This is a genomic window from Singulisphaera rosea (assembly GCF_054877945.1).
Genome location: NZ_JBTYIP020000012.1, coordinates 18,234 through 30,213, shown reverse-complemented (window position 1 = coordinate 30,213; position 11,980 = coordinate 18,234). Strand labels below are relative to the sequence as shown.

The 11,980-nt window shown below is 65.2% G+C and carries 7 protein-coding genes; 5 read left to right on the top strand and 2 right to left on the bottom strand.

The window, feature by feature from the left end; genetic code table 11:
• The first annotated feature begins 535 nt into the window (after positions 1 to 535).
• From ACYOEI_RS20335 to ACYOEI_RS20325, 3 genes are all read left to right on the top strand, one after another.
• On the top strand, positions 536 to 2,233 hold the full coding sequence (locus ACYOEI_RS20335) for a S41 family peptidase (protein ID WP_462851392.1): 1,698 nt from the start codon (positions 536 to 538) through the stop codon (positions 2,231 to 2,233).
• 208 nt (positions 2,234 to 2,441) lie between these two features.
• Complete coding sequence (locus ACYOEI_RS20330) at positions 2,442 to 4,403, top strand: WD40 repeat domain-containing protein (protein WP_462851391.1); 1,962 nt, start codon at positions 2,442 to 2,444, stop codon at positions 4,401 to 4,403.
• A gap of 443 nt (positions 4,404 to 4,846) precedes the next feature.
• Positions 4,847 to 5,302, top strand: coding sequence for a hypothetical protein (locus ACYOEI_RS20325; protein ID WP_462851390.1), 456 nt, complete (start codon positions 4,847 to 4,849; stop codon positions 5,300 to 5,302).
• Between the two features lie 71 nt (positions 5,303 to 5,373).
• On the opposite strand, the gene ACYOEI_RS20320 is transcribed toward ACYOEI_RS20325, so the two are convergent.
• A complete protein-coding gene (locus ACYOEI_RS20320; RefSeq protein ID WP_462851389.1) occupies positions 5,374 to 6,846 on the bottom strand; it encodes a leucyl aminopeptidase in 1,473 nt (490 codons plus the stop codon).
• A gap of 319 nt (positions 6,847 to 7,165) precedes the next feature.
• On the opposite strand from ACYOEI_RS20320, the gene ACYOEI_RS20315 reads away from it, so the two are divergent.
• Complete coding sequence (locus ACYOEI_RS20315) at positions 7,166 to 7,627, top strand: PEGA domain-containing protein (protein WP_462851388.1); 462 nt, start codon at positions 7,166 to 7,168, stop codon at positions 7,625 to 7,627.
• A 461-nt stretch (positions 7,628 to 8,088) separates the two neighbouring features.
• Positions 8,089 to 11,094, top strand: a complete 3,006-nt coding sequence (locus ACYOEI_RS20310) for a beta strand repeat-containing protein (protein ID WP_462851387.1) — start codon at positions 8,089 to 8,091, stop codon at positions 11,092 to 11,094.
• A gap of 516 nt (positions 11,095 to 11,610) precedes the next feature.
• Here the strand turns inward: ACYOEI_RS20310 and ACYOEI_RS20305 are convergent.
• A complete protein-coding gene (locus ACYOEI_RS20305; RefSeq protein ID WP_462851386.1) occupies positions 11,611 to 11,973 on the bottom strand; it encodes a hypothetical protein in 363 nt (120 codons plus the stop codon).
• Between the last annotated feature and the right edge of the window lie 7 nt (positions 11,974 to 11,980).

Here is an 11,980-nt window from a genome sequence, read left to right as displayed (position 1 = left end):
CTCCAAGAGACTAGCACGCGTGTCGAGTGCGAAGCAATCCGGCGCGTCGGTCCAGGTGTCGTGTCGCTCGGTCTCCCGATCGGCGTGGAAAAAATGGCCGATTGCGGCCCAGGTCGGAGGCTTTCGTCGAAATTCGCTTCAAACTTTGGGGAGAATTTTCAAAGCGTATGGGGCAGCCTTGCCGGGCCACCTCGTGTGTTATAATTGGAATCGAACGGGGGCCCGACGGAGTTCGGACACCCCCTTTCCGGACCGACGAGGAGAGGCCCGAGGGTTCCCCCGCCCATTCCTTTCCCCCCGTCGCGCCCGCCTTACTTGAGCAACTCCATCGAATAGCAACCATGGAGCGGTGTGCGGTCGGATTGCAGCGGCCTCGATAACGGTCTGAACTCTCGAACGAATTGGCGAGGTCAACTCGTGACATGTCCCCATGTCGCGATGAGGACACATGGCCGATGGCTCGAGCCAGCTTCGTCCTGTCGAAAGCCGTACGCGATCCCACTCGTTGCGCTCCGCAGTGGGAGGATCGAAGGCGATGCGATCCCTGGTCTTGAGCCGAGCAGCATGGCTACTCTCCATCGCCTTGGCATTGCCGGGCCTGTCCTCGTGGGCCCTGGCCGACCCCCCACTCCAGCCTCCTGTCACGGCCCCCCCGACCGCAACAGTCGAGCCGGCCAGCACCCCGGAAGTGATCTTCCAGCGGGCGCTCGACCTCGAGCGGAAGCGGAACTGGCAGGCGGCGATCCGGACCTATGAAGAAGCCCTCGATCAGTGGCCGAGCCACGTCGAGTTCAGTCATAGACGTCGGTTGTGCGAGATCCACTACCGACTGGTTCGCCGTTACCAGGACCAGAGCTTCCGCAACGTCCTGCTCCGGCTTCCCCAGGACAAGGCGCTCGGGCTTTACGACGAGCTGCTCGAACGGATCGAGTCGCATTACGTCGACCCGGTGCCGTTCGAACCGTTGCTCCGTCGGGGCCTGGATAACCTCGAAGTCGCCCTGCGTGACCCCGAGTTCCTCCGGTTGAACGCCTTGGCCGCGTCGCCTGAAGAAGTTTCCAAGCTTCGCAACATGCTCCGCGCCCGTCGAGACGGGCTAAAGGTGCCCGACCGGGCGGCCGCCCAGTGGCTCGTGCTCGCGGTCTGCGGACAGGCTGCCCAGACGCTCCGGATGGGACCCGCCCCGGTGATCCTCGAGTTCACCTACGGCGCGTGCGACGTGCTCGACGACTACACAAGCTACCTGACGCCCGACAAGCTCGAGGATCTCTACGCGATGATCGACGGCAACTTCGTCGGTCTCGGCATTGAGCTGAAGCTCGATACGGAGGGTCTCCGTCTCGTCGGTGTGATCCGGCGCGGACCGGCCTGGGAAGCCGGTCTGAAGGTCGGTGATCAGATCATCAAGGTGGCCGGTCAGCCCGTCCGGGGGCTCAGCCTCGACGAGGCGGCGGGGCGGCTCCAGGGGTCAGAAGGGACCGCGATCGACCTCACCGTGCTCCACTCCGATGGGAGCTCGCAGGGTTTCAAGATCATCCGACGCCACGTCGAAGTCGAGAGCGTCGCTCAGGCGAAGATCGTCGACCAAGCGGGGGGAATCGGTTACATCCAGCTCACCGGGTTCCAGAAGAACTCGGCCGAGGAACTCGACAAGGCGGTCGCCTCGCTCAAGCGTCAAGGGATGAAGTCCCTGGTCCTCGACCTCCGAGGTAACCCGGGCGGCTTGCTGAATGTGGCCGTGGACATCGCCGAGAAGTTCATCGATCGCGGGGTTATCGTCTCCACTCGAGGGCGCGCGGCCGGGCAGACCCAGATCTATCGGGCCCGGTCGAAGGCCCTTTGGACCATGCCCATGACCGTACTGATCGACCGCGATAGCGCGAGTGCCAGCGAAATCCTCGCCGGAGCCCTCAAGGACCACAATCGGGCTGTCGTCATGGGGCAGCGGAGTTACGGCAAAGGGTCGGTCCAGAGCATCTTCTCCCTCCGTTCGGCACCCGCGGGCTTGAAGCTCACGACGGCCAAGTTCTACTCGCCGAACGACCGTCCTTACAGCGAGCAAGGGGTCGAGCCCCACATCGCGATCCGGGTCGATGCCAAGCCCGCCGAGACCAAGGCCGGCGACGAGCGTGATGAGACTGCCGCCGACCTCGCCTTCGGCGATCCCGAGCACGACCCCGTGCTCGAGCAGGCGATCCTTCATGTCCGCAAGAGTCTGAACGCGTCTCGATGATGAGGATCCGACGAAGGGGTTGACGGTGGGCCTGGCCGACCGTCAACTCTCTTTGCGTTTCGAATGGCCGCACCACACACGACCTTGAGAGCGTTCGGGAACCGAAACCCGAGCGTCTCGATCGACCGCGACGGACGCCGTGTCGATGTGTCGACGGCGGCCCGACGTCACGTCGTTGAACCCTCGAACGAACCCGCGCGAAGGACCGATGATGGCCTCATCCACGGGTCGACAACCGTCCCGTCTCGAACCCGAGCCGGCCTGGACCGTCTTGACCGACGCCCCGCTCAAAGGCTTGGCGTTGGCGCGTGAGGCCGGGACGATCCTGGCGTGGGACGAACGAGATCAACTCTACTTGATCGACCTCCTCGGCCAGCATCGATCGACGGGGATCGCCCCGGGACGTATCTCCGCGGGGGCGATCAGCGATGACGGCTCGCTCATCGCATTGCTCGGCGAGGGCAACCGCCTCTGGCTGTTCGGTGCCGACCTCGAATCGATCTCGGACCGCCAGGCGCCTCCCGAGTCGTCGACGCTCGCGATCGATCCCCACGGCCGTTACGTCGCGGTCGGATCTCGCCTGAGCTTGACGCAGCTCTTCACCCGCCAGGGCCGGCAGGCTGGCCGCTTCGAGACGATGCAGGCGCTCGCGCATATCGCCTTCGTCCCCGACCGACCGTTCCTCGTGGCCGCGGCGACCTACGGGATGCTCGTGGGCATCGAACTGAGCCCCGGGGATTCCGGCAAGCTCGACGCCGAAGTCGTCTGGCAAGAGTCGGTCCTCTCCAACGTCGGACGGCTGGCCACGACCGGCGACGGGGGAATGATCCTGGCCAGTTGCTTCACGCATGGCGTCCAGCGCTTCGACATCCGAGGCCAGAACGAAGGGGCCTACCATCTTGGCGGGACCGCGGCCCACGCCGTCCCCGACTTCGCCGGGCGTTTGTTCGCCGTCTCGACGGTCGAGGGAGAACTCGCGGTCCTCGGGCCTGCCGGCAACATCCGTTGGAAGACCGCCCTGAACCGTCCCGTCCAGTTCCTCGAGACCGACCCCCTCGGCCGTTATCTGATCTACGGGCATGCAACCGGCGAGATCGTCCGCCTCGACCTCTACCCGTCCGAGCGGCCCGAGTCGACGCGCCCTGCCCCGTCGCAGCCGGTCGCGATCCGAGGGACTGCCTCGGTCCGGGCCCCCGATTGGACGGCCGTGGTGTCGTCGACCGACGAACGCGCGGAGACCGCGGTCTTGACCGTCCTCGACGACCCCCCTCGAGTCGGCCTGTTCAGCAACTCGAACCACCTCCAGGTGTTCACCGCCGATGGCCAGAACCTTGGCCAGGCGCCCGATATCCTCGGGATGGGCCGGATCTTGCGGACGTCTCCCGGCTGGATCACGGCCGCGACCGACCGGGCCATTGTCCTTTTCGACGCGAGGCGGAACACCGCCCAGCGCGTCGACCTGAGCCTGGTCGAGGTCACGCACCTCGCCGCCCGTCCCGATACGTTCGGTCTCGCAATCGTGCAGGAACGCGACCGGGTCGGCCGGGCGACGCTCGCCGGACGTTGGGTCTGGAAGCAGGCGCTCCCCTCCCCCGTCGAAGAACTCGCCATCGGTCCCGACGGATACTCCGCGGTCAGCACCAACGACGGGAAGCTCCGGATCTTCGACCCCGCGGGCACTCCGACTGAGATCCCGGTGAGCGCGGCCGGCGATCCCCTTTGCCTGGTGGAGGCGCCGGACGGTTCGCCGTCGAACGTGACATGGATCACCCTGGCTCGACGGGCCCAGGTCCTGCGCGGTCACGACCGGAGAGGCCGGGTTGTCTGGGAGGCGCCGATCCCCTGGGAGGGTTGGCAACTCGTGCGACTTGGCTCGATCGCCCTGACCTCGGCACCCGACGGGCGGGCCCTCGCCTTCGACGGTGCGGGTCACCTTCGGGCCCAGGGCCGCAGTTCCGACTCCGCCAACGACGTCTTCGGCGCCAGCCCCCAGGGCGATGCGTGGCGGATCTCAAGGCAGGGGATCCACCTCATTTGCACCGACCTCGCCGGTCGAGTCCGTTGGCGAGCCGTCGTCGAAGGACCCCTCGGTCCGCTCGCGGTCGGCGCCTCGGGGACTGCCACGATGATCGGTCGATCGCTCGCCTGGTTCGGCAACGCCGACGCCTAACCCCCTCGATTCTACACTCTCTCCAACATCCCCTTTCTTTTAAAGCCATTGGAAATCTGTATGTTTGGTTTTTCCGAATAGGCGGGTCGGGAAATCTGGGGAAAATGGTCTATAAAATCGTTCCAGCACAAGTTTGATCCAAAGACTTGCTGGTGACGAGATTGTGGAATCCAGCACGAGGCTCGGATGTCGTTTTGGATCGACACGACACGACGGTCCGGCTTGCGGGATTCCCGATTTTCCATTACAGTCATGGAGAAATCCCTCCTGGTGACTGTGAAGACTCAGGTACGTTAAATTGCCGAGGGTCGTGAACCGAAAACAATGGCGGGTGGGCCTGTTCGTATTCAGCTCGGTCCGGCTCGACCTCGACCATTGATTTCTCTTTGGATCCAAGGGCCTGGTTGGCGTTCGGCGAGACTGCGATCCATGCGGAGGTCTCGATGTCTCGATGTAGTCCCCCCGTTCCTGCCCCTCCCCGGCCCAGCGTTCGGCTCAGTGTCCACGACAGCGGGGCCCTCGAAGCCTTGCGACACAAGTGGATCGAGAGCGAAAAGGCCGGGCGCGACCTCGGGGAGTGGGCGATCCGATGCTGGATTCGCGAGCACTGGAATGGTTTTCTCCGCGATCGTTGGCTCGAGCATCTCCAGGGCCGAAACTTCTGGATCGAGCTCGACCACGACGATTTCGGCCTGCTCCAGAGAGCGTTCCAGGACTCGCCCTTGATCGACGAGATCCTCCGCCAGCTCAAGGCCGGCAGGGAGAATCTCGACATCCTCAACTGGGCCATCGATAACGAGTTGGCGATGGAAGAGGTCTTCGAGATCCTCGAGGCCCTCGACATTAACAGCCGACGGATCGAGTGCCTCCTAGCAATCCGCCTCTCTCACGCCGGCTGAGTCGTGCCCCGCAGACCTTCCTGACGAATCGTCTTCCCTGGACCCGATCCGAGCGACCAACGCGAGTCGCCTCAAGAGGACTCGACGAGACGGACCAGTGTGCGCACGAAGCACCCGGTTCCTCCCGAGTCTCGAGCGGGACCGTCGGAGTCGGCCCAACTCGGCCCGGCGATGTCGAGGTGGACCCAAGGGGTCTCGTCGACGAAGGCCTCGAGGAACTTGGCGGCGGTAACCGCTCCCCCCCAGCGGCCCCCCACGTTCTTGAGGTCGGCCACCTGGCTCTTGAGCGCCTCCTTGTAATCGTCGTCGAGCGGGAGCCGCCAGACGCGCTCGCCGGTGTGTTGGCTCGCGTCCGAGACCGCTTCGGCGAACGAGTCGTCATTGCTGAAGAGACCGGCGACCTTGGTCCCGAGGGCGACCATGCAGGCCCCGGTCAAGGTTGCGAGGTCGAGGATCCGCGCGGGTTTCGACTCGGCGACGTAGCTGAGGGCATCGGCCAGGATCAGCCGCCCCTCCGCGTCGGTGTTCAGGACCTCGACCGTCTTGCCATTCCGCATCGTAAGCACGTCGCCGAGCTTCATGGCGCGGCCGCCGGTCATGTTTTCGGTCATGACCATCGCGCCGACGAGGTTGACGGGGAGCTTGAGACGGGCGACCGCCTGGAGCGTGGCGAGCACGACGGCCGCGCCACTCATGTCGCACTTCATGTCCTCCATCGACGCGCTCGGCTTGATCGAGAGGCCGCCCGAATCGAAGGTGACCCCTTTTCCGACCAAAGCGAGGGTGGGCCGATCGCCCCCCTGGCGATGCTCCAGGAGCACGAAGGCTGGGGGCTCATCAGAGCCGGCCGCGACGCCGAGCAGGCCGCCGAAGCGCTCCTCGCGGATCTTCGACTCGTCCCAGACCGTGACCGCAAGGCCCGCGGCGGTCGCGACTTCGCGAGCTCGCTCGGCGAGGACCTTGGGGGCCTTCTCCGAAGGCGGGGTATTGATCAAGTCTCTGGCCAGATTCACGGCCTCGCCGACGACCCTCCCTCGCTCAACGGCCGAAGCGAGCTCCTGCTCGGGGACCGCGTCAGTCGTGGCGACGACCTGGAGCGTCTCGAAGGGATGTCGGTTGGGCTCGGATTTTCGCAGACCCGGCCCTCGGGTCCCGACGACGAGCCCCTCGACCAGGGCGGAGGCGATGTCTCCCGTCTCACCTTCATCGGGCAAGACCACCGCGACGGTCCCCCTCGGCTTCGAAGCGAGCCGTTTGGCCGCGGCCACCCCTGCCAAGAACGCGGCTCCGGGGCCAAAGCTTCGTCGAGGTCCGAGCCCGACGACCAGCACCCCTTCCTCGGCCGGGCTCAATGGGCCGTGCAGCACGGTCGTCTCGCCGAGCCCGCCGGAGATCTCCTTCACCGAGAGCAGTCGACCCACCCGCTCACCCAGGGGCAATTCTTTCGTCGAGGCCGGGGGTTCGAGGCCGTCGTCGAAGACGCCCACGACGAGCCAAGGGGTCTCGAGGGCGGAAAGGGGCCGGAGGATCGACTGGATGTTCATGAGTGGTGGTTCGTCGGTGTTGGATCCTGGCCGGAAACGACGCGAGGGCGTCGGTCTCCGGCCTCGAACGAAGGGAGACATCTTCGCACCCGGCCTTCGGTGCGCCAAGCGGCCTTGCCCACCTGGACCCGACTCGCTAGAATCCGCGGCCAATCACCTCGGAGACGGGAGCGGGTCCGATTCTTTCCGGCCTTCCGCCCCGGAGACAACCCGGAAATCACGGAGCAGTGCGGGCAATCGCCCGCTGGCAGACGCGATCGCCGCGGCGTCGAGAGGTCACTCTCGGGCTGTGTTCGACCGTGATAGGGGAGGCCCCAGGATGGTCAGGCTTCGCGAACCGGGACGCCGATTGGCTCTGGCGCTGACTTTCGTCAGTCTCGTCGGCCTTTCCGGCTGCGTCGAACGGCGATATACGATCCGGTCGAACCCGCCGGGCGCCTTGGCCATCGTCAACGGCGAGGAAGTCGGGCCGACCCCCGTTTCGAAGAGCTTCACCTTCTACGGCGACCGCGAGGTGACGCTCATGCTCGACGGACACGAGACCCAGACCATCATCCAGCCGATCAAGGCACCGTGGTGGGACAACTACCTCACCGAGTTCTTCACGGAAAACATGGTACCGTACACGTTTCGAGACGAGCGAGATTATACATATCAGCTGCAGCCCACCGTCATCCCCTCCCAAGAGGAGTTGATCGGACGAGGGCAGGATCTGCGGAACCAGTCCCAGACGAACCCGCCTCCCCGACGTGGCGGTATTCTCGGGTATTTTGGGTTTTGATTCGTGAATCGGACGGTGTGGCTCGCTCCTAAACTCGAGGATGCGAAGGCCCAGCCGGGAATGGATCGCGACGGCTGTTGCGTCCGGAATCTCGTCGACCTCGACGGAAGCTTAGCCCGGGGCGGTTGACAGTCGATCGGCAGGGAAGGGTTGGGCGGTCGGAGCGACCCATTTCCGACCCCAACCCCGTTTTTGCGAGGCGTTCAAGGCCTGCACCGTTGTGAATCGCTCGACGGCCGCGTCTCGAGATGGTCGCGAGGTTCGCCGGGTGTCGGCATCGGCCCGGCGGTGATTGACTTCGGTAATGAGTACAGCACTACCCCTCCGCGGGCGTGCCGACCTCGCTTTGGCCGATGGGCCTATCGACGTCGCGTGCGCGATCACCGACCTCGGGCGAGTTCATGATGACATCCAGCTCTTGGCGCGAAAGGTCGAACTCCAGTCCCCCGGACTTGCCATCTGTGCGTCTCTCCAGGCGCCGACGATCGCAAGAGCACTGGGAACGTTGCGAGTCCCGGACCTTGCTCTCGCTGAGCATCGCGAACGTCAGCATCGTCGAGCCGACGTCGGGGACGGCCCAGGCGGTGTTCACCGTGACGCTGGACGCTCCAAGCAGCGATACCGTCTCGGTCCAATATGGGACCGCCGACGGTACCGCCCTTTCGGGTATCGACTACCGGTCGGCGAGCGGCACCTTGACCTTCGCGCCGGGCGAGACGACCCAGTCGTTCGAGGTCCCGATCATCGGCGGGCGTCCCTCGAAGCCGAGCGACCAGTTCACGATCGCTCTCAGCAACCCTCAGAACGACACCATCGACCCGACTCAAGGGGTCGCCACGGGGACGATCCTCCCCGCCTCAGGCCTGTCCATCAACGACGTGAGCGTCGTCGAGGGAACCTCTGGGACGACCGACGCCATCTTCACGGTCACGCTCGACCCGCCGAACATCGAGGAGCCTGTCACCGTCGACTATAGTACGGCCGACGGGACCGCCAAGGCCGGCGTCGACTACCAGGCGGTGAGCGGAACGTTGACGTACCAGCCCGACGAGACGACGCAAACCATCGACGTGCCAATCATCGGCGGGACGAACGTCAAGCCGCCGGAAACCTTCCTCGTCAACCTCACCAACGCCACGAACGCGGTGATCGACCGCGGGACGGGCACCGGCACGATCGTCGACAATTCCCAGGGCGGATCGCTCCAGTTCAGCTCCCCGACCTACAGCGTCGGGATGAATGCGGGAACGGCGACGATCACCGTGACCCGCACCAACGGCAACGCCAGCGACGTAGGAGTCGCCTATTCCACCTCGGGCGGCACGGCCGTACCCGGGGTCGACTATACCCCGGTTTCGGGCACGCTGAACTTCGCGGCCAATCAGTCCAGCCAGACGTTCACGATCCCGATCCTCTCCAGTTCGTCCCTCGGCGCCGACAAGACGGTCGGACTTGTGCTCGGCAACCCGACGGGAGGTGGCTCGCTCGGGAACCAGAGTCTGGCGACCCTCTCGATCGTCAACTCCAACTCGCTGGTCGTCACGAATACGAACGACAGCGGCAAGGGTTCACTCCGCCAGGCGATTCTCTCGGCGAACGCGACCACCGGGACTGACACGATTACCTTCGACATCCCGGGGGCGGGGCCGTTCACGATCAAGCCCCTTTCGGCCCTTCCCACGATCACCGACCCGGTCAACATCGACGCAACCACCGAGCCCGGCTATCAGGGATCGCCGTTGATCGAGATCGACGGCGAGGCGGCCGGCACCCAGGTCGACGGCCTGACGATCAACGCCGGCGGCAGCCTCGTCGAAGGGCTGGCGATCAACCGATTCCAGGGATCGGGGATCCTCCTCCAGCAAGGTGGAGGCAACCGGGTCATCGGCGACCGGATCGGCACCGACCTCTCCGGTCAGAAGGCTCAAGGTAACAGATTCGACGGAATCGAGATCGACGGTTCGGCCAACAACACGATCGGCGGCAGCGACCCGGCGTCGGCCAACCTGATCTCGGGGAACGGGATCGCGGGTGTGCAGATCACGGGGGCCTCGTCGACGGGGAATGTGATCGCGGGGAACCTGATCGGCACCGACCTCTCGGGCAAGAAGTCGCTCGGCAACGCGAGCGCGGGGGTCTATCTTGACGGCGTCTCGAACACCCTGCTCGGGGGCTCCGGCTCGGGTTCTCGGAACGTGATCTCGGGAAACAATGGCGCCGGAGTCCAGATCACGGGGCAAGTCGCGACGGGCAACCGCGTGCAAGGAAACCTGATCGGGACCGACATCTCCGGAGCTTCTTCGCTGGGGAATGCTCTCGACGGCATCTACCTCGAGGGCTCGGCCAACAACACCATAGGCGGTAACAGCACGAGCCTTGGAAACCTCATCTCGGGGAATGGCCTCACCGGGATTCGAATTGTCGGTAACACGGCGTCGGGCAACCTCATCGAGGGGAATCAGGTCGGGACCAATCTTGCCGGCTCGAGGGCCCTCGGGAACAGGTTCGACGGCATCTTCGTCAACGGTGCGCCGAGTAACACCATCGGCGGGGATGTCGCCGGAACGGGAAACGTCATCTCCGGGAATGGCGGGGTCGGAGTCCAACTCTACGGCGAGGGCACCTCGGGGAACGCGGTCGAGGGAAACCTCATCGGTACGGATGGATCGGGACTCAAGGCCGTCCCCAACCTCCACGACGGGGTTTACCTCAATCGGGCGGTTGGCAACACAATCGGCGGCGCGACTGCGGGAGCCCGGAACGTTATCTCGGGGAACCGTCTGGTTGGTGTCCAGTTCTCGCCGAGTGGCTCGACCGCCAACATCGTCCAGGGGAACCTGATCGGGGCAAACATCAACGGCCAGCCCAGTCTCGGCAACGACTTCGGCCTCTTCCTCGACGGTGCCGTCGGGAACACGATCGGAGGGGCGGGGGACGCCGCTAACTTGATCGCGGGAAACCACGTCGCCAATAATTTCCAGGGCTCATCGGCCAGGGTTTCGCGACGCTCGGCCTCGGGCCAGTCCCAGAGCAAGAACCCGATCCAAAGTCAGAGCCTGGGCGACGGGCCGGTGGTGACGCAGGTGACCCCGACGGTCGCGAACTCCGTCGTGACCTCGGTTGTCCTCACGTTTGACGAGCCACTGGACCCCTCGCGGGCACAAAGCATCCGCAACTATCGGCTTCGCCTCGCGGGCCGATCGGGGGGATTCACCGGCCAGGGCGCGGTGCCGATCCCCCTGAATTCGGCGACCTACGATGCGGCCACCAATCGCGTGACCCTGAACCTCGTCGCCCCGCTCGACGCGGCCCGGACCTTCCAACTTCGGGTGGTGGGCACGGGAGCCCGCGGGCTGACCGATTCGAACGGCAATCCGTTGAGGATCGGGGACGGTGGGTCAGCGGGCGACTACGTAGCCGTCCTCGGTAACGGTGGGGGCGGGACTCGGTCGAATGGGGCCCAATAAGGCGACCTTTTGAGATAGACGAGAATTGTAAAATAGATAATAAGATGATTCGATTTGCCAGCGTGTTAATCCAGGACAGTTCACCCCGACGACGGGAGTCGACGTCCCACCGAGCGAAGGGCTCGGCGGCGAGCGAACATCGGCCCAGCCAGGGGGGACGGACATGAGCTCGATCCACATAAGGCGGCTGTTCTGGATAAGCGCGACCATGCTGGCCGCCCCGGTCGTCCGCGCCGTCGAGCCGGAACCCCTGCCCCCGCTCCAGGGCCCGGTGACGTCCGACCCTCCGGCATCGTCAGGGAAGAAGGGACCCCATGTCGTGATCTTGGTCCCGGCTTCAGGCCCCAAGGTTTCCTTCGTCGTCGGCCCCCTCCAGGCCGTGAACGCGTCGGAATCGGCCACGAAATCGAAACCCGTGAGTCCGGGCGCTCGGTCGAATTTCCGCAAGGGCGGGCCGAAAGCCACGTTCTTGATTCCGACCGAGATCCCGACCCTCGATGACGATGTCCAGCGCATTCAGGCGCCCGTGATCCCGAGTGTGCCGAGGCCGAGGGTTCCCGCCGGCAACCCCCCTCCGTCGAGTGCGACCGAGGGTCCGAGGGTACGGTTCTTGCCACCAACCCCTGGACCGTTGTCCGCCCCGACGACCACACCGCCGGCGTCGAGACCGACGCCTTCGCCCGTACCGGCCGACAACGCATCCCCTCCGGCCACCACGCCGCCGGGAGAGACGACCGCGCCGGCCGAGCCGAATCCCTCTGCCGTCGCCTCGGCCCCGACAACCTCGGATACTTCGACGGACGACCCCTTCGCCCGGGCTCCTGCGTCGAACCTCGCAGGAGACTCGAGCGGCTCTGGGGCGGCCGAGGCCGGTTTCAACTACTCG